We start from the raw sequence: 26,813 nt of genomic DNA on the forward strand, positions 1-26,813 counted from the left end.
CAGAAGGTCACCCGGCCTTTGTCCGGTTTCACTTATTCAGATTTCTTTCCGCAGGATATTCAGGAACCGTGTTTTGCTGATGTAGTGATCGGCAAGCAGTTTTCCGTCTTTGATCAACCCGAAGGTTCCGTAACCGGTTGGCGCATGCCTGGCCTGTTCCGGGGTTTCGATCAGCGTAACGTTAAGCTCAAGATGATTTTCGACCGCAGCCTCCTTCAGGTCGCTAACGGCTTTTTGATGCCAGGGGCACTGATCGGCATAAAGCAGGTGCCAGCCCTGATACTTATCAAGCTGCAGGCTCCAGTCAATCAGCGAAGGGGCCGGCACACCGGGCCGGAAGGTTTTGTAAAGCAGTTCAAAGCGGTCGAGTTGATCACAAACCGCATAACCATTTTTCTCAAAAAGACTCTTGCCGGCCATCCAGGTTCCGCTGCTGCACATCGCGCAAACCCCGTTCATGCCCTGCGACAAAGCCTTTTCTTCAATAACCGTAAGCATTTTCCCGGCTACGCCCTGACTTCGGGATGCTTTCCGGTACATGACAATGCATTGAATAAACATGTAATTATCCGCTGAAACCGGCCGCCATGCAGCTTCGGAAGGCATGTATTCGGCAAAGCCGATAATGCCATCAACGTGCTTGCTTACCAATAGAAGCCGGACTTCTCTGTTATGGGGCTGCTGAAGCCAGGCCACCTTGGTTTGATAACCCTTTGATTTTCTATCCTTGCTGCAGCAGATACCCTTTTCAAATGCGTCTTCAGCACCAGCTTCAATAAAAACCAGATCATCCTCTTTTGCCATAGCATTCAAACCGGTTAATCGTAAAAAAAACTAAATCATATCCGGAAAAGAAAAGAATAAACGATAATATCAGAGAATTCAGCCTGAACCACTGGCCTCTCTGCCTTTTCAACTCCACAATATAATGTTCGAAGCCCCCGGGAATTATTAAACTCTTTTCCCGTATTGTTCTTCGTAATATTTCTGATAATCGCCCGAAGTCACGTTATTCAGCCATTCTTCATTGCTCAGATACCAGTCAACGGTGGTTTCGAATCCTTCGGTAAACCTGATGGCCGGCTCCCAGCCCAGCTCATTCTTGATTTTTGTAGCATCAATGGCATACCGGAGATCGTGACCGGCACGGTCTTTAACGAAGGTAATCAGTTTTTCCGACTCCCCGGCTTCCCTGCCGAGTTTGCGGTCCATAATTTCACATAGTTTCCTGATCAACTGTATATTTTGCCACTCGTTGTTCCCGCCTATGTTGTAAGTCTCCCCTTCCCTGCCTTTATGAAAAATAAGATCTATTGCTTTTGCATGATCAACCACATACAGCCAGTCGCGCACATTTTCGCCTTTTCCGTAAACCGGCAGGGGCTTGTTGTTGCGGATGTTGTGAATAAACAGCGGAATAAGTTTTTCGGGAAACTGGTAAGGACCGTAGTTGTTGGAACAGTTTGAAAGCACTGCCGGCAAGTGATAGGTATGAAAATAAGCCCTTACCAGGTGATCGCTGCTGGCCTTGCTCGCAGAGTAGGGGCTTCGCGGATCGTAAGGGGTGGTTTCAAGGAATTTACCTTCATCGTCAAGGGAGCCATAAACTTCATCCGTGGAAATATGGTAAAACCGCTTTCCCTGCATATCTTCACCCCACGTTGCACGGGCTGCATTCAGAAGGTTAACAGTTCCGACGATATTGGTAAGGATAAATTCCATCGGGTTTAAAATGGAACGGTCAACATGCGATTCGGCCGCCAGATGGATTACCCCGTCGAACCTGTATGCCGAGAACAACTCCAGCATTCGCCCGCCGTCAGTAATATCGGCTTTCTCAAAAATATAATTGGGACAGTTTTCAACATCCTTCAGGTTGGCCAGGTTGCCGGCATAGGTGAGCTTATCGAGATTAACGATCCTGTAGTCAGGATACTTTTTTACAAACAGTCGGACAACATGAGAACCGATAAAGCCGGCTCCTCCCGTGATCAGGATGGTTTTCATAATTGTAATTTTAGAGTTATTTTTTATTTGCCAGGGCTTTTTCCCAGTTCCAGGCCGAAAGCATCATTTCATCCAGCGACTTTCCGGCTTTCCATCCCAGTTCCCTGTTGGCGTATGAAGTATCGGCCCATACTTTTTCCACATCTCCGGGCCTTCGGTCAACTATCCGGTAATTGAGCTTCTCTCCGCTTACTTTCTCAAATGAATGTATCACTTCCAACACACTGAAACCGTTGCCTGTTCCCAGATTAAAAATTTCAAACGGTGACGCTGACGCGCCGGAGATCATTCTGTCAACAGCAACCACGTGGGCTTTGGCAAGGTCAACCACATGAATATAATCGCGAATGGCAGTTCCGTCAGGAGTATCATAATCATTCCCGAATACGTTCAGTACCGGTCTCAACCCGATTGCTGTCTGGGTTATAAAGGGCACCAGATTGTTGGGAACACCCAGCGGCAACTCGCCGATCAGGGCCGAGGCATGCGCCCCGATGGGATTAAAGTACCTGAGGGCAATGGTTTTTAGTCCGTGGGCTTCCACTGTAAATCGCAGAATCTGTTCTGACATCTGCTTGGTATTCCCGTAAGGCGACCAGGCTTCCTTCACAGGGGAGGTTTCGCGCACCGGCAACTCGTCGGGTTGTCCGTAAACCGTACACGACGAAGAAAAAACCAGGTTGGGGATATGATGCTCCTTCATTCCTTCCAGGACGTTAAGCAGCGAATCCAGGTTGTTACGGTAATACCTGAGGGGCTCAAGCATGGACTCGCCAACAGCTTTGAAGGCGGCAAAATGAATAATTCCATCAAGCTTCTGTTGTGCGGCAAAGAAATCCCTGGTTTCATCCCGGGCGGCAAGATCAATTTTGCAGAATTCAGGCCGCCTTCCGCAAATTTCCGCAATCCGGTCAACCACTTCTGCATGTGAATTGGAGAGGTTATCCGCAATGACAACTTCATAACCCTGCTCCATCAGTTCCACAACGGTATGCGAGCCGATATAACCAGTACCGCCTGTTACGAGTATCCTCATACCTGATTACTTATTTTCCTGTAATTTACTGACTATATTGCTTTCGAGCCGGTATTTCTCACCGCTTTCGGGACAAACGGCGATTCCGCCTGCATCAAAGTTAAGCCGGTGTCCGTATTCACTCATCCATCCGATCTGCCTGGCAGGATTCCCGACTACCAGTGCATAAGCGGGTACCGAACGCGTAACCACTGCACCGGCTCCGATAAATGCATATTCGCCGATATCGTGCCCGCAAACAATGGTGGCATTTGCTCCTATTGAAGCACCTTTATGAACCGTTGTTACCGCGTACTGCCCTTTTCTGACCACCGCACTCCTGGGATTTACGATGTTGGTAAAAACCATGGAAGGCCCGAGAAAAACATCATCTTCACAAATAACGCCGGTATAAACAGAGACATTGTTCTGCACCTTCACATTATTTCCGAGTACAACACCCGGCGATACCACCACATTCTGCCCCAGGTTGCAGTTTTCGCCCAGTTTGCAGCCTGTCATCAGGTGCGAGAAATGCCAGATTCTGGTTCCTTTTCCGATTATGCAGCCCTCGTCAACCACGGCGGTTTCGTGTATAAAAAAATCTTTTCCCATATAATTCCTGTTTTAAGCTGTTGCCATTATTGCAGGTTAAAATGCAAATGTAAATTTACTGATTCGGTGATTGAATAACAAAAACGGCCGGAAAAAAACCGGCCTGTGCATTTATCGTAAGTCAGCCCTATTGATTCACAAACTCCAGCACTGAAGTTGTGATATAATTCAGCTGCTCTTCATCCAGTTCGGTGTGCATGGGCAGCGAAACTACCGTTTTGCAAAGGTGTTCAGTAACCGGGAAGTCACCTTCACGGTACCTGGGATCAATATATGCCTTCTGCAGATGAAGCGGAACCGGATAATAAATCATGGCAGGGATATCGCGCCTGGCCAGAAAATCGATCAGCGCCGCCCGGTCGATGCCGTCAGTTACCAGGGTGTACTGATGAAATACGTGGGTAGAACGTTCAAACCTTACGGGGATTTTCAGCTTCGGGTGATTACCGAAGGCCTTGTCGTAAAATGATGCCGCACGATTGCGGGCGGCTGCATACTCATCCAGCCTGGCCAGTTTCACCTTCAGTACAGCCGCCTGTATGCTGTCGAGCCGGCTGTTAACCCCCACATAATCATGGTAATACCTGACTGTCATCCCATGATTTACCACCACCCGCAGTTGTTTGGCCAGTTCATCATCGTTGGTAAAAATCGCACCGCCATCCCCATAGCAACCAAGGTTCTTGCTCGGGAAAAATGAAGTACAACCCACATGACCTATCGTCCCGGCCTTTTTATGGCTGCCATCGGCAAAAATATAGTCGGCTCCGATAGCCTGACAGGCATCTTCTATCACAAACAGATTGTATTCCTTCGCTATCTCAAGCATGGCCTCCATATCGGCGCACTGCCCGAAAAGATGAACCGGAACAACCGCCTTTGTTTTAGGTGTGATGGCACGGCGAACGGCATCCGGATCAATGTTAAATGTTTCAGGGTCAACATCTACAACCACCGGGGTAAACCCGAGCAGGGCAATCACTTCGGCTGTTGCAATAAATGTAAAGTTGGTTGTAATCACCTCATCACCGGGCTTGATTCCCAAAGCCATCATGGCAACCTGCAACGCGTCTGTTCCGTTTGCACACGGGATAACATGTTTTACATCTAGGTATTTCTCCAGGTCTTCCTGGAATGCCCTTACCGCGGGCCCGTTTATAAAGGCTGTTGAATTAATTACATCACTGATGGCCTGATCTATCTCAGGTTTAATTTTCTCATACTGACGCTTAAGGTCAACCATGGCAATCTTGTTCATCGGCTGCAGATTTAGTGAGGTTGGATTATTTGCAGGGTAAAAACCTGAATAATTATATGAGCGGCAAAGATACAATAACTCGGCTGTACACTGATAAACATGCCGCAAACAAACATGAGTTTTTTATAAATACTTAACTGTTGCCGAGCGAAAGGAACAACTTCCGATAATTCAATTTCATATCTTTGCCATAATATTTTGCCTTGTCTGATGCGCAAGAAATTCAACTTCCGGAGCCGTATCAGCATGATGCATCTTTTTTGCATGGCAAAGCACTGTCCTGTCAGCAGGTCGTTCAGGTGTTTTTTAAAACAACAGACCGGGTGTCACCTATGCGCTGCGACAGGTTGTACATCTATCTGACCATTGAAAAAACTCCGTAAATGAAACACTCGTTAAAACTGATCCTTCTCTTTTTGCTGGCGGCACCCAGCCTGTTTGCCCAAAAAAGCATCAGTGATTCTGCCATATTCACACATCTTATTCATGGCAGTTTGTCGCTGCAACTGCCGGGCAATGATCTTGCCGGCAGGTTCGGACAGTTTGCCCAGGTTGGACCCGGCTATATATTCAAGACCAGGGCTAACTGGATACTGGGAGTTGAAAGCAATTTTATCTTTGGTGGAATAGTAAAAAACAGTGACAACATTTTGCAGAGTATCGCCACCACCGATGGCAATATCATTGATATGGAAGGCACATACGCCGATTTTCATTTCTACATGCGGGGATTTAACGCGATGGCCAGAATAGGAAAAATTATACCGGCCTGGGGGCCAAACCGTAACTCAGGCATATTGCTGACGCTTGCCGGAGGATATCTTCAGCATAAAATATACATCGAACACCGGGACAAAACCGCGCCGCAGATCACCGGTGATTATGTAAAAGGCTACGATGAATTCAAAAACGGATTTGTTTCCAATATCTTTCTGGGATATCTTTACCTGGGCAATAACAACAAGGTCAATTTCTATACCGGCCTGGATTTTTCAATGGCAAAAACTTCATGGGTAAGACCTTATAGTTTTGCTGAAAGAAAGTACCATGAAGGTAGTTTTATTGATACCTTTGCCGGTATCAGGTTCGGATGGTTCATTCCTGTTTACAGGAGGGCGCCGAAAGAGTTCTACTATTATTGAAAATCAAAAACTGCTGTGAAAGAAATATTCATCAACACATCCGGGTCATGAGGCTTCTATACAGCACCTCCATTGCAATTTATTACCTGTTCCTGCGAATGGCCGGAATTTTCAGCCCAAAGGCGAGGTCGTGGCATTATGGCCGGAAATCGCTTTTCGACAAGCTCGGGGAAGTTTTTGCCACCCATTACAATTCAGATAACCCGGCTCCGGTGATGTGGTTCCATTGTGCATCCCTGGGTGAATTTGAGCAGGGGAAACCGGTAATTGAAGCGTTCAGAAGAGAATACCCTTCCTATACCATCCTCCTGACCTTTTTCTCCCCTTCGGGCTATAACCATCACCATAATTACGACTTTGTTGACCATGTATTTTATCTCCCCATTGACACAAGGCGGAATGCCCGGCGTTTTATCAAAATAACACGGCCATCAGTTGCAGTCTTTGTCAAATATGAATTCTGGTTTAATTATCTGAACGAGCTTTTCATCAATCACGTTCCGGTATTTACTGTTTCAGCCATATTCAGGCCCAACCAGCATTTTTTCAAATGGTACGGCGGCTGGTTCCGCACCCACCTGCGGAAAATCAATATGATTTTTGTTCAGGATGAAGAATCGGCCGAATTGCTCCGGATGGTCGATGTGAGCAATATTGTGATCAGCGGAGATACCCGGTTCGACAGGGTAACTGCCATAAAAGAACAGCAGAAACCCTTTCCGCTGATCGATAAATTTGTTGCAGGAAAACACGTGGTTGTTGCCGGGAGTTCCTGGCCTCCCGATGATGAGCTGATCGAAGCACTCAGCAAGAAAACCGGCGACAACGTTAAATTTATCATTGCACCCCATGAAACCAATCAGGGCCGGCTTAGGGAATTATCGCAGAAGTTGGGTGACAAAGCCGTTTTTTACAGTCAGGCTCCGGGAACCAACCTCGAAAACAAGCAGTTTCTAATTATTGATTCCATCGGCATCCTTTCACAGTTATACAGGTTTGCAAGCATTGCTTACATTGGCGGTGGATTTGGCGCCGGAATCCATAACATTCTTGAAGCCGCAGCTTATGGGAATCCGGTATTCTTCGGCCCGAACTACCACCGGTTCAGGGAGGCCCGCGAAATGACTGCAGAAGGTACTGCATTCCCGGTGAGCCTGGCAACTGAGTTTTGCGACAAGGTCATTCAACTGCTTTCAGATCAGCACAAGCTGGAATTAACTGCGCACAATGCAGGGGCTTATGTTTCTGAAAGGACAGGGGCCACCCGGACTATCATGGATGAACTCCGGAGGCACATCAGCAATACTGACATGCACCAGGCCTGAAAACCTGAAAATCAGCAATGGTTTTTTATTCCGCCGGCCGGACCTCTACTCCGTGAAATATCCTTCCCGCGGCAGCAGGCGTTTCAGATCGGCGATGCCATAGACTACCACGGCAGTTACTACAGCCGCATGCTCCTGATATTCCGGAATGCTTTTATTATAGGTATCCCTTTCGGTGTGCCAGATCTCCCGGTAGTTAAAATTATACCCCTTTACATCCTCAAGGCCGAAACTCATCACAGGCACCCCTTCAACGGCAAACGGTCCGCTGTCGGTTCCCCAGGGTTTCAACGGACGCGCTGAAGGATCCCGCTTTTTCATCTCAAAAGGAAAATCCGGATTGATATCAGTAACGGGAGCGCAGACCTTTTCCATTTCGGACCACATCGCTTCGGAAACACTGATACTTACCGGCGCCAATGGCCCTGAATCGCGGTTAAACATGTTTGAGATGTAAGGAAGTTTCTCCCGGTTCCTGTCAACCCAGCTTTGTGATCCAAGCAGCCCGAACTCTTCTGCGGCCCAGAGGCACACCAGAATGGTACGTTTCGGTTTACCGCCGGCTTTCATTATCAGCCGGGCCGCTTCCATGGTGGGCGAAACGCCCGATCCGTCGTCAACACCACCGGTAGCCACATCATAGGCGTCAAGATGACCTCCCATGATTACGTACTCCTCAGGATACTGAGTTCCGGGAATGATTCCGATTACATTGTGATATTTCACCGGGCCCGGCTTGAAATGGTTGCGGATATCAAACTCAAGCAACACCGTTCTCCGCTCTTTAACCATCTGTTCTATCACGGCAAACTGATGCTCATCCAGCTTGATATCAGGCACTGTCGGCAGATTTTCAAATGTCATGCTGTTGATGTTCTTCCGGTCGTAGAGGGCTACCAGGGGCACCGGAGCCGACTGTATGATCCCGAGTATACCAGCCTCACGCATCTCCCTGTAGAAAAGTGCAGGTTCATCCTTCAGTTCAGGGAGTTGCTTTTTGCTTTCCGATTTCTCATTCTCCCTTGAAATTTCACGAATCTGTTTTCTGATTTCCACATTTTCCTGAATCATGCTGTCGCGGCGGGCATCTGCTTCTGCCGAAAAATCTATGGGGAAACCGTTGCTTCTGCCTGTGATCAAAACCCAGGCACCATTGAGGGCCCCTTTCATTCTTTCAAACTCTTCAGGGGTTTTGGGCTCCAACAGCACATGACCGGTCTGAACCCCCTTGGTACCTGATGTATACGATGGTGTTACAAAATGGAGTGTCATGGACTGTTCGCCCATCATACGCCCAAACCATGGGCCACGGTTAAAACCTACCGGAACGCTTCCGGCCTCATCCATCTCCACCTGCATCCCCCATTCCCTGAATCTGGATGCAGCCCATTCCGCGGCATTTTCATAGGCATCAGACCCCACAAGCCGGCCGCCAAAGCGGTTACACAGGATATCCAGGTGCTGCATAGTCTTGTTATTGGTTTTTCCCTCAGCGATAATCCGGTCAACCACAGCATTGTGCTGCGCCCTGACATGATCGCAAAAAACCAATGTGAGCAGTACAAGAGGAAGTAATGATATTCTTTTCATAAACAAGGTTTTAACAGTTCTGTGGATTTGATTACTGGTTTAGTTCAGGGCAGGAGCAATTTTCGCTCAGAATCACACGGATTGTCGATTTCAAACCTGACCACCGCCAGTTCCGGACCGTTGTGTGCTGCCGTAAAAGCACAGGTGCGGCCGAACTTCTGTTCCCAGTGGCCGGTGATCGCTGCCGACTCGTGAATATGGCCGTGAAGGGTGATATAAGGCTGCCGCGCTTCAATAAACCGCTTGATGGCAATGCTTCCTACATGCAGATCGAGCGGGACATGTTCAATCTTCTGTCCGTCAAGGGCCGCCCTGTCAAAATGGGTCTGATAGGGCGGGGAGTGGAACAGAAAAATGGCCTTATCCATATCATCATCACCGGTAAGTTCCTTCAGGTCCTTTTCGATGGTATCGTACTCAGTGTCATAATCAGGATCTACGGTGCGGTATCCTTCGGTGGGGGGAACACAACCCGGGTCGGTAAACCGCGAAACGTCGTATTTCTCCCAGTCTTTCAGCAGAAAGGGGGTTGGCGGGACAAAAGGATATCCGTAAATCATGTATGGCCCGAACCTGAATTTCTCCCTGTTAAGGTACTTCCACAACTCCATCGATTCACCTTCCAGAAAAGCCTGCTCCTCTACCCTGTGATCATCATTGCCCATAATGATGAAAACCTCAGGATAATTGCATCCCAACTGCCGGCGTAAGTTTTTAAAACCCGGGATAATAAAATCGCGCACAAAATCCGGCACCAACCTGCCGCTTTGCCTTACTGAACGGTGAATGTGAGGCAATAAATCCCCGCCGATAAATAAAAACGAAGGTTTATTCCTGATGACCTCGGCGAAAAGCAGTTCATATTTCCGCGTATTCCCGTGAAGATCACTGACAAAGTAGCAGGTAGTCATAGGCAGCTTTACTGATAAAATTAATCCGCCTTCCGCAGCAGCCTGGCAGGATCATTTACTGCCCCGATCATTACAGCATAGCTGTTACCTTCATGGATATCCTTATCTGTAATAAGGTGGAGGTCAATAAGTCCGCCGGTCTGGTATCCGGTCCGCTGCAGGTTTTCTTCTGACAGGCATAAACTCCATCCGTCGAACCATGATCTCAGGCAATTGAGTTGCTGTTCGTCGGATTGATGATAAACAAGCAGGTCAAGATCGCTGGCCGGGCCTGCAGTGGCGTTTTTTGTACTGCCAATCAGGTAAATGGCCTTCACTCCGAAACGTTCCATATCCATCAGTTCACTGATGCGTTCAGCCATCCTGTAACGCCATTTCCAGTGCTGGTCCGGATCGGGTTTCAACAATACCTTGCCATTCCCGTTGCCATTTTCATTACCGGTCTCGAGCAGCTTAAGCGAATTCTTCAACCGTTGCTGAAAAAAATAATCCCCTATCCTTTCTGCAATCGTATTCAGCAGTTTCTGTTCCTCCGGCAGAAACTGGCTTCCGTGCTGCATCTCAATCAACTGGGTATAAGCTACCCTGATCTCACCCGAAGTATTGTTGTCCACAAGTATGTCAGAAACCAACAGCCAGGGCGTCTCCCGGTAATCGTCACTTTCCCACGTTTTCCCTTCAAAAGTTATCCTCGATTCACATATGGTTGTATACTGAAACCCGAGTGGAATAAACCGGATCAGTTCCCCGAATATGGCTTTGGGATTCAGATCCGGATCCGACAACAGGCTACTCAGGCGGTAAAGGGTGTTTAACTCCTTTTCCCGCTCCTTCAAACGCTGCAAAACAATACTGTTTATCATGCCTGAAAAGTTATGGTCCGGTCAGCGAATTAACTGTGACGCATCACACTGCTAAATTAGCAAAATCTTATCTTTGCGGATAATTATTGACAAACAATCCGAAAAATGTCCGAAAATGATAAAAGACCCGTCGTGGGGATTACCCATGGCGATATCAACAGCATCAGTTACGAGATCATCATAAAATCATTTGTTGATAACAGGATATTTGAACTGATTACCCCTGTTGTTTACGGATCTTCGAAGATCGCTTCATATCACCGGAAAATGCTGAATGTAAGCGATTTCAGCTTCAACCTGATCAAAAAGGCCGATATGGCGAATCCCAAGCGGGCCAATATCGTCAATATTCACGACCAGGAAGTAAAAATTGAAATGGGTAAATCCACGCAGATAGCCGGTGAGCTGGCCCTGCTGGCCCTCGAAAACGCCACCGAGGACCTGAAGAAAGGGCTGATAGATGTTTTGGTCACCGCGCCCATCAACAAGCAGAATATTCAGTCAAAAGATTTTCATTTCCCCGGCCACACAGAATATCTGGCCAATAAATTCGGCGCTACGGATTACCTGATGCTGATGGTAAGCAATAAACTACGGATTGGTGTTGTCACAGGTCATATGCCGCTGCGTGAAGTTCCGGGCCATTTAACCGAAGAATTGCTGCTTCATAAAATCAGGATATTACATCAGTCGCTGGTACAGGATTTTGCCATACAGAGCCCGCGCATTGCCTTGCTGGGCATTAATCCGCATGCCGGGGATAGCGGTCTCTTAGGTTCGGAAGAAACGAATGTAATCACGCCGGCCATTCAAAAAGCTTTCGGATCGGGCATGATGGTTTTCGGACCATTCCCTGCCGACGGTTTCTTTGGCTCTTCAAATTATACCCAATTTGATGGTATTCTTGCCATGTACCATGACCAGGGTATGCTGCCTTTTAAAACACTTTCGTTCGACTCGGGGGTGAACTTCACGGCGGGGCTGCCCGTTATACGCACTTCACCTGCCCATGGAACTGCTTATGAAATCGCCGGAAAGGACATGGCTTCTCCTGATTCCTTCAGGGCTGCACTTTATCTGGCTGCTGACATTTACTATAACCGCCGTCAATACAAAGAGATTACAGCAAACCCGCTTCAGCTGAGTAAACAGGAAACGGAGAAATAACCCTGTGATGGTTTGCCTAAATTATGGGAAAAACAGGATACTTTTTCAGTGAAATCATTAATCTGCTGGGTGGCGAATGTACCGGTGCCGGTGGAAACGGGCTGATTAAAGAATTGCTGACCGATAGCCGTAAACTCTCCAGCCCCCTGCATACCCTCTTCTTTGCCCTTACTACTGCACGCAACGACGGGCACCGCTACATCAGGGAACTTTACGAAAAAGGTGTAAGGTATTTTGTTGTCTCCGCTGTGCCTGATGGCAATTTTTCCGAAGCAAACTTCCTTGTTATCAATGACCCGCTCGAAGCACTGCAAAAACTGGCAGCGCACCACAGGTCAGGGTTTGACTTTCCGGTTATCGGAATTACGGGCAGCAATGGCAAGACCATTGTCAAGGAATGGTTATGGCAATTGATTTCGCAGGAAAAAACCATCGTTCGCAGTCCTAAAAGCTATAATTCGCAGATCGGTGTCCCGCTTTCGGTGTGGCAGATGAACAACTGGCATAATCTGGCCATCTTTGAAGCCGGCATCTCAGAGCCGGGCGAGATGGAGCAGCTTGAGCACATCATACGCCCTGATATCGGGATATTCACCAATATCGGCCATGCGCATGATCAGTATTTCCTGTCAAAGCAACAAAAAGCTGAAGAGAAATTAAAACTTTTCCGCGATTGCAAAACCCTGGTTTATTGCAGTGATCACAAAGAAATCGGGTACGCTTTAAGAAACAGTCCTTACGGCATTCCGGATCTTTTCGACTGGGGAAGTACCGGGAATGCCCGGCTGAGGATTATCCAGACGCAGACAGGAAAATCGAATACGCGTATAACGGCGGTTTATCAACACCGCACCATGGAGATTTCCATCCCTTTTTCCGATACTGCCTCCTTCGAAAATGCCATGCATTGCTGGGCTGTCATGCTGCTGATGGGCTATGGCCCTGATGTTACGGCCAGCCGGATGCTCAGACTGCAACCGGTAGCCATGCGCCTCGAGATGAAGGAAGGAATCAACGGGTGCTCCGTTATCAATGATGCTTACAGCTCCGATCCCGAATCACTGGCCATCGCGCTTGATTTTCTTGTTCAGCAGAACCAGCATGAACGGCGCACGGTGATCCTCAGCGATATGCTTCAAAACGCCGGCAATGAAGAAGAGCTTTACGGACAGATCGCCCGCATGCTTATCAACAAAGGCATTACGCGGCTTATCGGCATCGGTCCTGCCCTCTGCAAACATAAAAAGCTGTTTGAAATTCCCGGCGGATTTTACCCCGGCACCGATGAATTTCTGAAAAGCTTTCACCCGGGCGATTTCCACGATGAAAGCATACTGATCAAAGGGGCCAGGATTTTCGGTTTTGAAAGGATTAACAAACTCCTTCAGCAGCGTTCACATGAAACGGTACTTGAAGTCAATCTGAACGCCCTGGTGCATAACCTTAACTACTTCAGATCCAGGCTTAACCCCGGCACAAAACTGATGGCGATGGTAAAGGCTTTTTCATATGGGAGCGGGAGCTTTGAAATTGCCAATACCCTTGAGTGGCACCGGGCCGACTACCTGGCCGTAGCCTATGCAGATGAAGGCGTCGAATTGAGAAAAGCCGGCATCAGTTTACCCATCATGGTCATGAATCCGGAGGAGAACGGGATGGATGCCATGCTCCGCTATAATCTTGAGCCTGAAATTTATAATTTCAGAACCCTGAGCATGCTTGCGAGGGCAATCAAACGGAAATCCGACAGCCAGACCGCCGCCGTAAAGATCCACCTGAAACTGGACACCGGCATGCACCGCCTTGGGTTTGAAAATAATGACATTAAACCCCTCGCTGATCAGCTTTGCACCCTGAAAGAAATCACCGTGCAATCGGTTTTTTCTCACCTTGCCGGCAGCGAAGATCCTGAAATGGATGCATTTACCCGGCAGCAGATTGACTGCTTCCGCAGGATGGCAGAAGAACTTACCAGGCGACTGGGATATCCTGTAATAAGGCACATACTTAATTCGGCCGGGATCAACCGTTTCCCCGACAGCCAGTTCGAGATGGTCAGGCTTGGCATCTCACTTTATGGCATTTCAACAGACCCCGGAGAACAAAAATCGCTTGAAACCGTAAGCAGCCTGAAAACCAGCATTTCCCAGATTAAAGTAATCAGAGCCGGAGATACCGTGGGCTACAACAGAAGCTGGAAGGCAGAAAAAGAATCAGTGATTGCCACCATTCCCGTTGGTTACGCCGATGGCCTCAGCCGCAGACTGGGTAACGGCCGTGGAAAGATGATGGTCAACGGACATATCGTACCGGTTGCCGGAAACATCTGTATGGACATGACCATGCTCGACATTACGGGCGTTTCCGCCAATGAAGGCGATGAAGTGGTGGTTTTTGGCAGCGATATGCCCATCACCCGGCTGGCAGAAGCCATGGACACCATTCCTTACGAAATCCTGACAGGTATTTCGCGCAGGGTAAAACGCATTTATTTCCAGGAGTAACCGAACGACAAGCTTATCCTTGCGTAAAATCTTTGTTTTGCATACTTTTACACCCGATCGGCCAATCAAAGAAAATCAGCACAAAGCTTACCTGTAAGCATAATAATCTTTGAATCCCTGAATTCCATTCTTATCCATGAAACGTCTCTCCATCGTCATTCCCGCCTATAACGAAGCCAAAACCATTCATCTTATCCTCAACAAGATCAGGGAGACCAGGCTTGACTACGATATTGAAAAAGAGCTGATTGTGGTCAACGACTGTTCCACCGACCAGACAGCAGAAGTACTGGCCGGATATTCAGCCGCCCATCCTGAAGCCGGAATGGTACTTTTCAATCAGCCGGTCAACAAAGGGAAGGGTGCCGCCATCCATAAGGGGATTGAAATGGCTACCGGAGATTTCGTTGTGATTCAGGATGCCGACCTCGAATACGACCCTGCCGACTATAACCTTTTGCTGAAACCCCTGATGGCGGATGTTGCCGATGTGGTTTACGGATCGCGCTTTATGGGTATAGGGCCGCACAGAATTCTCTTTTTCTGGCACTCCATCGGCAATCAGTTCCTTACCTTCCTTTCAAATATGTTTACCAATCTGAACCTTACCGATATGGAAACCTGCTACAAAATGTTCAGGGCCGAAATTATCAAAAAGGTAAGGCTGAAAGAGAACCGTTTTGGATTTGAACCAGAGGTCACCGCCCGCATTTCGCGTATTCCCGGTATCCGGATCTATGAAGTCGGCATCTCGTATTATGGCAGGACCTACGAAGAAGGAAAAAAAATCGGTGCAAAAGATGGTTTCAGGGCCATATACTGCATCCTGAAATACAATATTTTCAGCAGGAGAGTATTCAAAGACAAATGAAAATCTGATCTTTGGCACAGTGCCGGTCATAGCCGCTTAATTCAATAAAACCGCTCTGCAAAGCATCACAGGCCATCCTGAAAAAGCAACAGATTTAACAGTATTCATCAGCCGGCCCTATTTCCTGCAGAATTCTCCGGAGATAATTTCAAGGCTGAAATCATCAGCATAGAGTTTCGTTTTTTCAGACCCCCAGATATATGCGATCAGCTCATCATCCGGCATAAAATCGTTACTGAATGTTCCGGCCTTCGCTACCTGAACCCAGCCATCAGTTTGTTTGGTCAATCCGGCGAGGGGAAGCGGGAATGTTTCCACAGCCAGATTCCCGCGACGCTTTTGGATAATCAGTGACGCACCCTCAGCGTTGCCTTTGACCCTCACCCTTGCCAGGACAGTGATCCTTCCTTCCGGCAACCCGGGCACAGTCCCTTCACCGAACTTCAGCCTGCAGGCATAACTTCCCGGTGAATCGCCGTCTATCCTGTTTGAGAATCTACCGCTGAACGGATTCAGGCTGTCGAGTGCCTCAACATGACCATTCCACCCCGGAACCGCTTGTTCAAAGTCGTTTAATGTCTCATAAAAACGACGATCACCACCTTTGTTCAGAAGGCCCACATTTCCGAAATCATTCAGGTTATCTTCAGAAATACAATCCCAGGAGGAAAGCACACAGGCTTCTTCGAATGAGAACGGAGTGAACAGGCTGACCCTGGCAAGATTTTCAACCCCCTGTTTATCAATTGAATCCAAATAATCCAGCATCAGACTGATGTCTGTCCTCCGGGTAAGATTGTAGAAATAGCCTTCCCCTTTAAAGCCGGCTTCACCGAGGTATTTTCGCATGAGCAACTCGTTGTCGGTATTGAAGACAGCGTGTTTTACCCCGGAGCCGGCAACTTTTTGTGCCGCATCCCGGTAAGCTTTTTCCTTTTTGACGGAATATGGTTCTGATGGATTAAAGCGTATCAGAAAAACAGCAACAGGCATAATCCAGAGGAATGCAATTGCTGCAACAGCCAGTTTCTTCCTCCCTCTGAAAGCAACGGCAATCAACCTTGACAATATCAACAGAATTGCAATTACTGATACAAGAAATGCCGCAATGATCAGGTTGTTGCTGTATACGAATTCGACGCGGTGGTTACCCGGACCGCAAAGTACACTCATAAACATCCGGTCAGAAACAAATATCTCCGCTTCGTTACCGTCAATCAGCACCATCCATCCGGGATACCAGGCCTGCAACAAGGTTATTGCAACCGGATTCTTCAGGCTTACTTCAGCGCTGGCAAACCCCGGATAGAAATCAGTAAGCCTTATTGAATCATCCGCGGATTTCTGCAACTGACCGGGGATAGTCTTCAGCACATGCCCTTCTGTATAAAGTATTGAGTTGTTGCCGGAAGCCGCAAAATCAATTTCCGGAGAAAATGGCTTAAGGCTATCGGAAAGAAAAATAACCGGATTCCGCAATACCTTCTCAGCCAGTTGCGGGAATGAATCGGCAAGACTCACACAACCCTCCAACCTGAACGAATTAAACCCGCCGAATGAAACCGCCTTGCTGTATATCGTCGTATTGCGCCACAAAACGGAGTAAGAAGTACTTGCATCTGTATGCTCCGAAACCGGAATATCTGCCTGAGGCAGCGGAAAAGCCGGGGCCCGTTGTTTAAGGTTTGCTGCCAGATCCATCGGACGCACCCCGGCTGAAACGACCGTATAATAGGTATTCAGCTGGACAGCCAATGTCATTTCAAGAATTATCAGCAGCATAAGTGCCGGATATATTCTCCGTTTGCATTTTGAAATAAGTATTGCGAAGAGGGAAAGCAGAAAAATCTGAATCGTTGCATGTATCACAACATGCTCATAGCGCGTTGGTTGCATCAGCCATTCCCGAAAACTGACAATCTTACCCAAAAACAGAAAAGGTCCCGGTCCGGCATTCATTAGCCCATAAATGAAGAGTATCAGCAGGCCGGCGCCTGTCACCAGAGAAATACGGAACAGTAAACGGCGGCCTTCATGGGGATGTTTAAGAAAACTGTTGAATCCGGCCGCTGCCGACAATATTATGGCCAATAATGCAAAATAACTGAAGAAGCTGGAATGCCTGAACAAATCCATCATCGGAAGGGTGTGAAACAGCATTGACCTGACAGGGGTATACCTCCCGAAAGAGGCCAGCAATGCAATCAATCCAAAAACCAGAAAAGTATTGAGCAGGGAGCTTCGCTTTCTGAACAGGCTGAAAACGAAGAAAACCAATACGATCAGCCCTGCATAGGCGTTGTTCATCGAAAGGTCGGTATCATACCATGCGGCATCTTTAACCGTAGCAAAAGGAATAAGAAACGACAAAGCCGATCGTGGAGAGAATGGCATAAACCATGCATCTTCCATTGACAGGCCCGACAACCTCCCGAGATGAGGGGCGACCTGAAAATAGCTGACGGCAATTACTGTCAGGCTTAAAACTGATATCAGTAAAAGTAAAACGTTAAGCTTCAAAAGCTGAACAGCTTCCCGGGCCTGTCGCAACCTGAGCAGGCGAATCATCCTGACAATAAAAACAGCAAGGAGGAGATAAAAAAGAATTGCCCACAAAGCCTGGTAGCCTCCCGTAACAAGCAGAAACACAAAAACCGAGGTTCTCAGCACATCGTCGAACTGCCGGTATTTCAATAGCCTGATGTAATAATACAGGACAAAGGGAATCCATGTGGCTGCTATGATCCCGAACATCTCCTGACCATGACCGGTAAAAAATCCCGAAAGCAGGTAGGCACAACCCGCCATAAAGGATGCCCTCCAGTCACGCACAAAGTGGGTACTTAACAGGTACATCCCCAGCCCGGCCAGCGAAAGATAAAACACAAATAAAAAGTGAAGATGCAGATTGGTGTACCCGGTAGATAATCCGATCACAAAAGCTTCGGGATACCATACAGACCGAAGGTCGGCATGAATCGGGTAACCGCAGTGGGTATATGGATTCCAGAAGGGGAATATGCCGTTTTGCAGACATTCGCCCACATGATACCGCCATGGAAGATAACAATCCATTACATCCCATTTGAGGCTGTTCTGCAGCAGGGCTACCTGCCAGTATGCCAATGCAGTGACTGCAAGAAAGACCAGATATACCCGGTATGTGGACGGGCGGTTTCGCATCATCTTATCCGAAAGGCTTTATGCAACGAAAATAAGGAGAAAATAAGCAGATTCCGAACAATTAAAATATTGCTAACTTAGCCACTGATTAACAAATCCGCTATGTCGTTCTCCGTTTCGGTCGTAATCCCCTGCTATAATGAGCAGGACAATATCGGCAGCATTTACAGCAAACTTACAGAAGTATTGGCATCTTATGAGCAATATGAACTTCTGTTTGTGGATGACGGCAGCAGTGACCTCACCCTGCAGAAGATAATTTCGCTGGCTGAAACCGACATAAGGATTCATTATATTGCCCTGTCGCGCAATTTCGGCCATCAGCAGGCACTTAAAGCCGGTCTCGACCACGCTTCCGGCGACTGCGTCATCAGCCTTGATGCCGATCTTCAGCATCCGCCGTCACTGATCCCTGAACTTATTGAAAAATGGCAACAGGGCTATGACGTTGTGAATACCATCAGGGGCGAATTAAAATCACTTCCCCTTTTAAAAAGGATTACTTCACGACTGTTTTACAAAAGCATCAACAGACTCTCATCGGTCGAAATCAATGCCGGAATGGCTGATTTCAGGCTGCTCGACCGTAAAGTAGTGGATGCCCTGAAGCATTTCAACGAAAATTACCTGTTTCTGAGAGGTTTGATTCCATGGCTTGGATTTAATCAGACAGCCGTAAATTTCCAGCCGGCGGAAAGAAATTCCGGCTCTACAAAATACCGTTTCTCACGCATGCTTAAACTCGGACTGGACGGGGTTACTTCGTTCAGCAACAAACCATTATATCTTTCAATCTTCATAGGATCAATGATTGCCGCGGTTGCCTTTCTGTATGGACTGTACGCCGTTTATATTCACTTTTTCACGGAAAGTGCCTTGCCGGGATGGACATCAATCACTGCAAGTGTTTTGTTTATCGGTGGCATTCAGCTTATTATGCTGGGAATCATCGGCATATACCTTGGCAAATTGTTTATTGAAAATAAAAGAAGGCCCAACTACCTTATCCGCCGGAAGAATTTCTGATATCTCCGGGCGGCTGGCACATCCTGCAAGTGGCCATGAAGTTCCTCACTCTTCGGCAAGTCCAGAATCAGAGGATTGACTGTATCAGGGAAACCATCCGTTTCCGGCCTTTCATGCAAATATTATTGCGAAATACAGCCTTTTATGCGTTATTTTGTAAAAAAATCAAAAAATGAGCCGCCTTATCCTTCCGAAACAACACCGGTACTCTTTTTTCGCTGTTCTGTTTTTAGCAGCCGTCATCATCGTGCTCAGGATTATCATCCTGAATGATAACGAACTGAGTTGGGATGTGCTGGGCTATTATATCCATCTGCCGGCAATGTTCATCTATAAGGACTACGGATTAAGCGATCTGGGGTGGATTCACCGCCTGCTTGAGTTGTATCCGCTCACGGGCTCTCTCTATCAGATCAGCACCGGGCCTGAAGGAAACCCCATTTTCTTCTTTCTGATGGGGATGTCATTTTTCTACCTCCCCTGGTTTCTGCTGGCACACCTGCTTGCTTCATTCTCAGGATATCCTGCCGACGGATTCAGCCTGCCCTATCAGTACACCATGGCTGTCGGAGTAATTACCTACACCATCATCGGACTGATTTACCTTAGGAAAATACTGCTGAACTTCTTCAGCGATAAAATTACCACCATTGTGATGCTGATCGTGGTGCTGGGCACCAACTACCTGCACTTTATGACCGTGAAGAACCTCGAAACGGCCAATATCCTGTTTATGATGGTAACCCTGATAACCTGGAACACCATCCGGTGGCACAAGCATTATAAACTGATCAACCTGGCGGCTGTCGGCGCATTCACTGTTCTGACCGCCCTCGCCAAGCCCAGCGAGGTGCTGGTTGCGCTGATCCCGTTCTTCTGGGGTGTATACAACCGCGAAACCCTGCTGGCAAAACTTCAGCTCTTCTGGGACAAACGAAGCCAGGTGCTGACAGCCATTGCTGCCGGGGTTGTGGTTGCGCTTCCGCAGATGATTTACTGGTATTCCGAGACAGGCCATATTCTGTTTGACAGTTACAAAAATCCGGGGGTCGGACTCGACTTCGCTTCTCCCCATATCCTGAATGTGCTCTTCAGCTTTAAGAAAGGGTGGTTTATCTATACCCCGGTAATGATTTTCTCGGTGATCGGCTTTGTGCAGCTTTACCGGAGGGATAAGGCGGTTTTCGCCCCGGTCCTGATCTATTGCCTTGTGGCATTCTACCTGCTTTCCAGCTGGACCGAATGGTGGTACGGCGCATCCTTCAGCATCCGGCCGATGATTACATTATACCCGTTACTGGCCATCACCCTGGGCAGCTTTCTCTCTGCCATCAGCACAAAAAAATGGCCGGCCCGGACCGGCATATCCATTCTTGTGATATTCTTCGTCCTGCTTAACCTTTTTCAGACGTGGCAGATGAATAATTACATCATCGAGCCTTACCGCATGACGAAAAAATACTATTTTGCCGTATTCGGGAAAACAAAAGTCACGGAAGAAGACCGGAAACTTCTGGCGCCTGATCTTACGTTTAACCAGGGAGCCAAACTGACGGATGAGGCAGGATACCACCGGAGGAACTTTGGTTTCTATGATTTTGAGGTGAAGGATGTCAACTACCTGGATCACTACTATACAGACTCCACCGGCAATACCATGCTGAAGATGGATAGTACCCTGAGGTTCTCGCCCGAAATCCGTAATACTTACAGGGGGCTGACAACCAAGGATCATTTCTGGGTAAGGGCCAGTGCCGATGTGTTTATCCCCAAAGATTACCGCGATGAGCTCCCCCTGCTGGTGTTATCCTTTGACCGCAAAGGCGGAGGGTATTTCTACCATTCCTTCGCGGTAGATACCAATACCTATAAACCGGGAACCTGGGGCACTATCAGTGTCGACCTTATGAGCCCCCACGTCAGGAGCACCAGCGATTTCTTCAAAATTTACGTGTGGCACCGCGGCAATCAGGCTGCCCTGATCGACAACATCAGGGCTGATGTTTTTGAACCGAAATAAAATAATTCAATTCTCAGCCACTGCTGCAGGCAAGGGGTTAATTCAGAAATTTGATCTTATTCATGGCGTAAAACACCATTTTCAGCAGCAGCCATCCATGCCTGAAACGTGAAATATTGGTTTCTCCGTATTTTCTGGCGCGATATCGTATGGGCACCTCTATCAGCTTCAGATTCAGCTTGGCTGAACCAAAGATAAGGTCAAAATCGCCAAAAGGATCAAAGTTACCAAAGTATGAACGGTTGGTGGCCAGTTTGCGGTAGTTGGCGGCGCTCAGCACCTTGGTTCCGCAAAGGGTATCCTTAATACGCTGACCCAGCAGCCATGAAAACATTACCGAGAAGAATTTATTTCCCATCATATTAAGGGTGCGCATGGCTTCCTGCTCCATCGGATATACCAGCCGGGTTCCGTTAATGTACTCTCCCCTGCCGCTGGCAATGGCATCGTAGAACTTGGGCAGGTCTTCAGGCGGGACCGTGAGATCGGCATCCAGGATCATCAGGATATCACCCGAGGCATGCTCAAAACCCTTTCTCACGGCATCTCCCTTGCCTTTGCCATCCTGAACCAGCCATTTTATATCCCGCTGATCTTTATACGCTCCGGCCACCCGCCCGATCTCCTCAAGGGTATTATCCGTTGAATTACCCTCTACAAAAATAATCTCCGTATGGCTGCCCATATCCGGCACACGCCTGACTGCATCTTCGATGTTGCCCTGCTCGTTCCGGGCCGGGATGATCACACTCACGCTCATCTCTCTGCCAGATTCAGCATGCTTTACCGGCTGACGGGCAACGATATATCCGGTCAGGCACAAGGCGTTAAACAGCGGCAGATGCGCCAGGTATTTATTGAGCAGCCAGGATAATACCGGGATATAAACGGGGAAAAGAAACCTCCGGCCCGACTTAACCACATCATATCCTTCAAGCTGAAGCAGGTTAATCAGGTCACCGCGCCCCAGCCAGTTGAGCCTGCGGTGAGGCATCTTCAGCCCGGCCTTCTGTACCAGCCACAACAGAGGTTCCCAGAGAAAACTGTGGTAGGTGATCAGCACCCGGGTTCCGGGATGGACTATTTTCTTTATTTCACTGAAGGCTTTCTGAATATCTTCAAGATAACCAAGGGTATCAGAAATAATGACAAAATCGAATTTCTCATCAAGGCTGAGCTGTTCCGCGTCCATAACCTCAAAACGCAGGTGGGGATATTTATTCCGGGCTATGGCAATCATTTCGGGCGATATATCAATCCCCAGCCCTTCGGAAGGCTTGAGGGCGTTCAGCAGATATCCGGTCCCGCAGCCGATTTCAGCTATCCTGGCGTTGACGGGAATTGCAAACCTGAAATAATTGATCAGGTTCCGGTAATAATACCGGTTTCGCTTTATATAAGAATCGCGCTTAGCAGCGATGCGGTCCATCGCCTCCAGCACTTTTGCCTTATTTTCTGAATACTCTCCCATCGCAACCACTAATTTTTATTTCTCCGCTCAATCTCCACCGAAAAATAATCGAACCAAACTTTACCTTCGCCACTGTTCCAGCCATAGACAATCACCCTTTTTCGGCTGGTTTCCCTGTTGCCAAAACCCGTTTGAATCTCAATCATGTGCTCACTCCACGCGGTCTTTTCCGGAGGAGACTTCATCACTAATACATCGCCGGAATCAGCATCGGCAACTACCAGCCTGGCATCGTTCAGCATCCCCGTAGCTAAAACCCTGACAGATAAACTGTCACCGGAATCCAGGATAAGCGGAATAGTCGTAAAGGCAAACGGCGAAGCCGGATCAGCCTGGATACAACCATAGCCAATCTTAGATATAGATTTAGCATGATCGGGCATGCCATGGCGGCTGATTCCTTCAGCCACAGGTTCATCACCTGCCACTCCCTGATGGGTTTCGGCCGAGCTGAAAATCATGGTACGCGTTGCCTCATTTATAATATCCGGGTTTCCTGCCAGCAGAATCATCTGCTTTTCGTCTTTATAGTAAAAGGATTCCTGAACAGCAACACCCTGTGCAGTCAGTGCTTCCCTGATCTGCTGCGCTGATTCGAGCGGGCCGGAAACATATAGTTTTCTGTGCCTCTTCAGGAGTTCCTGAACAGATATTGAAACGCTGTCCATTTGTGTAATTCTGTTTGATGCCAGATTATACACATAGGTGTCCGGATACAATTCGCGCAACTTTGCGGTGTAATTCCAGCGGCTGTATGCATTTCCGAAATACAAGGCTGCCACCTGAGATGAGGACGGATGTGCAAAAACCAGCCCGCCTTCCATACTTGAAGCAGCCTGCGAAAAGGTTTCCCAGAGGGGATTCTTGTCGGAAGAATAAAGCGCTGTTTTCCTGGCTATCCCGTTTGGAATAAGGACCAGCGACAAGCCGGCTGCCGCTGTGAGAGCAAGCATTCCGGCCTTTCCATGGAATAATTTTATTGTTGTGACCTGCTTCAATAAAATGACTGCCATCACAGGTGTCAGCATTTCATAAGGAAGCAGGTATGATTCTTTCGGCGACTTGGCAACAATAAGATAGCCGGCCACTATAGTAGCAATCACAGCCAGCATCAACCGGAATTCAGATTTGGGGAAATCCTGCTTTTTAATAAAGCGGAGATATGCACCGGATATAAGGTAAATCAGACCCAAAACCAGTAAGCCAGCCAAAAGCGGATTGGATTGAATGATCCAGATAAGATTTTGAGGGTAGGTCGCGGCATCAATAACCCCTGCCGGTCCGGTTCCGTATTGACCCGAGAAAACCAACAGTTTAATGATCCAATAAGCCATGCGTGGATAAAGCAAAATTACCGGGAGAGTGAAAAGCAGAAAAGAAACCGCCGAATAAAGGAGAAAACGCTTCCTGAGCTGGTTGTTCTGAGCGATCATCAGCGGGATAATCATCAGGGGGGCGAACAGGATTTTCGAAGCCAATCCAAAGCCGGCTATCCACCCCAGCAGCTTGAAGTCACGCGCATCATCAGTGGCTGCTCCGGCGGTAACGCGGACGATGAGGGTTGAGGCGAAACCGAGCGAGGCAATCATCAGCATCGCTTCCTGCGTGAATCTGGTAAAACCGTTGAAAAGCACGAAGCCAGAGACAAAAGGAGCTAACTGCACGATCAGCGCATAACCGGGATTTCCGGTCCTTTTTAAAACAATGAATCCAAAAAATAAAACCATCAGTGCCGTCAGCACCGCAATCGCAACATTAAGAATCCTGAGGTAGTGCTCCGGAATTACCAAAACAGCATATTCCGGATTTTCGCCGGCGGGTTCAACCAGCCAGGTTGCCCTGAGCACAAGGGCCCCGAAAACCTGCATGGGTGTGCCCGGATGATCGAAATGGCCCACCAGCCTGAAGTTTGCCATATTCATGGAATTAAGGAGGTAGGCATACTCCGGGTCATACCCTCCGCCATACCATACTTTATCCCTTTCATAAATGGTGCGCTGTGAAGAGAAAAACAAAATAAGCGGGACAGCCAGCACCATAAGCTTCTGGCCAACAGTAAAAAAATAAGAAACAGGCTTATTGCTGATAAACATGTACGGAGCTAAAAACTTCTCCAAAGATAGTAAAACAGTAGTTATGCATCCGCAAAGGCCTGACGGATGAATGCGCGCCATCTCCTTCAGGTGGTCAGGGTTTTCTGATTTCTCAATTTCAGAAATAAATTACCGGCCCACCACTCTCCTCCGGCGAAAAACCGTTTACCTGAGGATATCATCTATCATCCGGAGTTCATCCTCTGAGAATAAGCGATTTTCGAGGCTGCTGATATTATCGTCCATCTGTTCCACACTGCTGGCCCCAATCAGAACAGAAGTAATCCGTTTATCGCGGAGCACCCATGCCAATGCCATCTGCGCCAGTTTCTGTCCCCTGGATAAGGCAATCTCGTTAAGGCGTCTGACTTTCTCAACTTTTTCGGGCGTAATCTGGCTTACCTGAAGAAACCCATGCTCTTTTGCAGCCCTGGAGCCGGCCGGAATGCCTTCCAGGTATTTATCGGTAAGCAACCCCTGGGCCAATGGTGAAAAAGCGATACAGCCCATCCCTTCCTCTTCAAGTACATTGAGCAGACCATCTTCAACCCAGCGATTGAACATGGAATAACTGGGCTGATGAATAAGACAACGGATTCCCAGGCTCTTTAGAATTTCAACCGCTTCGCGGGTTTGCTTGGCGGAGTAGTTTGAAAGCCCTACATACAGCGCTTTTCCCTGCCTCACAACCTGTTCCAGCGCACCCATTGTTTCTTCCATGGGAGTGTCAGGGTCGGGACGGTGGGAATAAAAGATATCTACATAATCAAGTCCCATCCGCTTCAGGCTTTGGTCGAGGCTGGCGATCAGGTATTTCTTTGAACCAAACTCACCATAAGGGCCGGGCCACATGTAATAACCGGCTTTGGTCGAAATAATCAGTTCGTCGCGGTAACGGCCAAGATCGGTCCGCATCACCTGACCCATGGTTTCTTCGGCTGAACCTGCCGGCGGACCGTAGTTGTTGGCCAGATCAAAATGGGTGATGCCCCTGTCGAAAGCATGCAGCAGCATACTCCGGCTTACCTGCAGAATATCCACACCACCGAAATTATGCCACAGGCCCAGCGATACAGCTGGCAGCTTCAGACCGCTCTTCCCGCAACGGTTATAACACATGGTATCGTAACGTGACTGGTTTGCATTAAATGTTATCATAACACAGGGCTTAAATCCGTAAAAACAGTAATTCTCTGATAAAAGATAAAGATAGTGAAATCTCCGGCTTCATTACAATTTATTACTCCGTTTTACGCAGAATCGTGAAAAATACAACACCCAAGTGATACAATAAAAAACGGGCATTCCTTTTAAGAACGCCCGTCTGAAAAATTTTCATCAATAATTAAACTTCAATCTGCGCGGCGATTGCATCGGCGGTGTGCTTAAACTGTTCCGGAGAAAATTTCAGTTTGGGTCTGCTGAAATCGATATCATAGATTGAATTAATAGGGATCAGGTGGATATGGGCATGGGCAACTTCGAGGCCGATCACCGCAATACCAACCTTGGTGCAGGGGATAACCGACCTGATGCCCTTAGCCACTTTTTTGGCAAAAGTAAAGTATTCTGCATACAGGGGATCTTCAATATCAAAGATGTAATCCACTTCCTGCTTCGGTATTACCAGGGTGTGTCCTTCAGCCAAAGGATTGATGTCAAGAAAGGCCAGGAATTTGTCGTTTTCGGCTACTTTCCAGGCCGGAATTTCACCATTCACAATACGGGAAAATATACTTGCCATAGTTCTGA

20 protein-coding genes are annotated in these 26,813 nt (G+C 47.9%); 7 read left to right on the top strand and 13 right to left on the bottom strand.

Annotated features, from left to right (window positions below; genetic code table 11):
• Positions 1 to 36: 36 nt before the first annotated feature.
• The 5 genes from TBC1_RS08120 to TBC1_RS08140 form a co-directional block, all read right to left on the bottom strand.
• Positions 37 to 804, bottom strand: a complete 768-nt coding sequence (locus TBC1_RS08120) for a YoaP domain-containing protein (RefSeq protein WP_062040609.1) — start codon at positions 802 to 804, stop codon at positions 37 to 39.
• A 147-nt stretch (positions 805 to 951) separates the two neighbouring features.
• Positions 952 to 2,007 carry a dTDP-glucose 4,6-dehydratase gene (gene rfbB, locus TBC1_RS08125; protein WP_062040612.1) on the bottom strand — a complete coding sequence of 352 codons (1,056 nt, stop codon included), beginning with the start codon at positions 2,005 to 2,007 and terminating at the stop codon, positions 952 to 954.
• Between the two features lie 16 nt (positions 2,008 to 2,023).
• The gene (gene galE, locus TBC1_RS08130; protein WP_062040615.1) at positions 2,024 to 3,043 is read right to left on the bottom strand and encodes a UDP-glucose 4-epimerase GalE; all 1,020 of its coding nucleotides are present in this window, start codon (positions 3,041 to 3,043) and stop codon (positions 2,024 to 2,026) included.
• 6 nt (positions 3,044 to 3,049) lie between these two features.
• Positions 3,050 to 3,637, bottom strand: a complete 588-nt coding sequence (locus TBC1_RS08135; protein ID WP_062040618.1) for an acyltransferase — start codon at positions 3,635 to 3,637, stop codon at positions 3,050 to 3,052.
• Between the two features lie 127 nt (positions 3,638 to 3,764).
• Positions 3,765 to 4,895, bottom strand: coding sequence for a DegT/DnrJ/EryC1/StrS family aminotransferase (locus TBC1_RS08140; RefSeq protein WP_062040619.1), 1,131 nt, complete (start codon positions 4,893 to 4,895; stop codon positions 3,765 to 3,767).
• Positions 4,896 to 5,278: 383 nt separating this feature from the next.
• Here TBC1_RS08140 and TBC1_RS08150 point away from each other — a divergent pair, with 383 nt between their 5' ends.
• Positions 5,279 to 6,037: a hypothetical protein gene (locus TBC1_RS08150; protein WP_062040625.1), complete on the top strand. Its 759-nt coding sequence runs from the start codon at positions 5,279 to 5,281 to the stop codon at positions 6,035 to 6,037.
• A 47-nt stretch (positions 6,038 to 6,084) separates the two neighbouring features.
• Positions 6,085 to 7,362 carry a 3-deoxy-D-manno-octulosonic acid transferase gene (locus TBC1_RS08155; protein ID WP_062040628.1) on the top strand — a complete coding sequence of 426 codons (1,278 nt, stop codon included), beginning with the start codon at positions 6,085 to 6,087 and terminating at the stop codon, positions 7,360 to 7,362.
• 45 nt (positions 7,363 to 7,407) lie between these two features.
• Here the strand turns inward: TBC1_RS08155 and TBC1_RS08160 are convergent, their stop codons facing one another.
• The 3 genes from TBC1_RS08160 to TBC1_RS18070 are packed head-to-tail and all read right to left on the bottom strand — an operon-like array spanning position 7,408 to position 10,726.
• Positions 7,408 to 8,952: a M28 family peptidase gene (locus tag TBC1_RS08160; RefSeq protein WP_062040631.1), complete on the bottom strand. Its 1,545-nt coding sequence runs from the start codon at positions 8,950 to 8,952 to the stop codon at positions 7,408 to 7,410.
• A 44-nt stretch (positions 8,953 to 8,996) separates the two neighbouring features.
• Positions 8,997 to 9,863 carry a metallophosphoesterase family protein gene (locus TBC1_RS08165; RefSeq protein WP_062040634.1) on the bottom strand — a complete coding sequence of 289 codons (867 nt, stop codon included), beginning with the start codon at positions 9,861 to 9,863 and terminating at the stop codon, positions 8,997 to 8,999.
• A gap of 20 nt (positions 9,864 to 9,883) precedes the next feature.
• Positions 9,884 to 10,726 carry a nucleotidyltransferase domain-containing protein gene (locus TBC1_RS18070; RefSeq protein ID WP_062040637.1) on the bottom strand — a complete coding sequence of 281 codons (843 nt, stop codon included), beginning with the start codon at positions 10,724 to 10,726 and terminating at the stop codon, positions 9,884 to 9,886.
• A gap of 105 nt (positions 10,727 to 10,831) precedes the next feature.
• Between TBC1_RS18070 and pdxA the strand changes: the two genes are divergently transcribed.
• The 3 genes from pdxA to TBC1_RS08185 all read left to right on the top strand — a co-directional run bounded on the left by pdxA (position 10,832) and on the right by TBC1_RS08185 (position 15,268).
• Positions 10,832 to 11,893, top strand: a complete 1,062-nt coding sequence (gene pdxA / locus TBC1_RS08175) for a 4-hydroxythreonine-4-phosphate dehydrogenase PdxA (RefSeq protein WP_062040640.1) — start codon at positions 10,832 to 10,834, stop codon at positions 11,891 to 11,893.
• Positions 11,894 to 11,916: 23 nt separating this feature from the next.
• Positions 11,917 to 14,397, top strand: a complete 2,481-nt coding sequence (locus TBC1_RS08180) for a bifunctional UDP-N-acetylmuramoyl-tripeptide:D-alanyl-D-alanine ligase/alanine racemase (protein ID WP_062040643.1) — start codon at positions 11,917 to 11,919, stop codon at positions 14,395 to 14,397.
• 136 nt (positions 14,398 to 14,533) lie between these two features.
• A complete protein-coding gene (locus TBC1_RS08185) occupies positions 14,534 to 15,268 on the top strand; it encodes a glycosyltransferase family 2 protein (protein WP_062040646.1) in 735 nt (244 codons plus the stop codon).
• A 117-nt stretch (positions 15,269 to 15,385) separates the two neighbouring features.
• On the opposite strand, the gene TBC1_RS08190 is transcribed toward TBC1_RS08185, so the two are convergent.
• Complete coding sequence (locus TBC1_RS08190; protein ID WP_062040648.1) at positions 15,386 to 18,454, bottom strand: glycosyltransferase family protein; 3,069 nt, start codon at positions 18,452 to 18,454, stop codon at positions 15,386 to 15,388.
• A 99-nt stretch (positions 18,455 to 18,553) separates the two neighbouring features.
• Here TBC1_RS08190 and TBC1_RS08195 point away from each other — a divergent pair, with 99 nt between their 5' ends.
• Together TBC1_RS08195 and TBC1_RS08200 are read left to right on the top strand one after the other, a co-directional pair.
• Complete coding sequence (locus tag TBC1_RS08195; RefSeq protein ID WP_062040651.1) at positions 18,554 to 19,477, top strand: glycosyltransferase family 2 protein; 924 nt, start codon at positions 18,554 to 18,556, stop codon at positions 19,475 to 19,477.
• 172 nt (positions 19,478 to 19,649) lie between these two features.
• Positions 19,650 to 21,497: a hypothetical protein gene (locus TBC1_RS08200; protein ID WP_062040654.1), complete on the top strand. Its 1,848-nt coding sequence runs from the start codon at positions 19,650 to 19,652 to the stop codon at positions 21,495 to 21,497.
• A 37-nt stretch (positions 21,498 to 21,534) separates the two neighbouring features.
• Here TBC1_RS08200 and TBC1_RS08205 read toward each other — a convergent pair whose 3' ends face one another.
• The 4 genes from TBC1_RS08205 to TBC1_RS08220 all read right to left on the bottom strand — a co-directional run bounded on the left by TBC1_RS08205 (position 21,535) and on the right by TBC1_RS08220 (position 26,805).
• Positions 21,535 to 22,968, bottom strand: a complete 1,434-nt coding sequence (locus TBC1_RS08205) for a glycosyltransferase (RefSeq protein WP_137305529.1) — start codon at positions 22,966 to 22,968, stop codon at positions 21,535 to 21,537.
• 8 nt (positions 22,969 to 22,976) lie between these two features.
• Positions 22,977 to 25,061 (bottom strand): hypothetical protein, encoded by a 2,085-nt coding sequence (locus TBC1_RS08210; protein WP_062040657.1) that lies wholly within the window; start codon positions 25,059 to 25,061, stop codon positions 22,977 to 22,979.
• A gap of 165 nt (positions 25,062 to 25,226) precedes the next feature.
• Positions 25,227 to 26,219, bottom strand: a complete 993-nt coding sequence (gene mgrA, locus TBC1_RS08215) for an L-glyceraldehyde 3-phosphate reductase (protein WP_137305533.1) — start codon at positions 26,217 to 26,219, stop codon at positions 25,227 to 25,229.
• 187 nt (positions 26,220 to 26,406) lie between these two features.
• On the bottom strand, positions 26,407 to 26,805 hold the full coding sequence (locus tag TBC1_RS08220; RefSeq protein WP_062040660.1) for an HIT family protein: 399 nt from the start codon (positions 26,803 to 26,805) through the stop codon (positions 26,407 to 26,409).
• Positions 26,806 to 26,813: the final 8 nt, after the last annotated feature.

Origin of the sequence: Lentimicrobium saccharophilum (assembly GCF_001192835.1) — a bacterium.
In the GTDB taxonomy this organism is placed as follows: Bacteria; Bacteroidota; Bacteroidia; order Bacteroidales; family Lentimicrobiaceae; genus Lentimicrobium; species Lentimicrobium saccharophilum.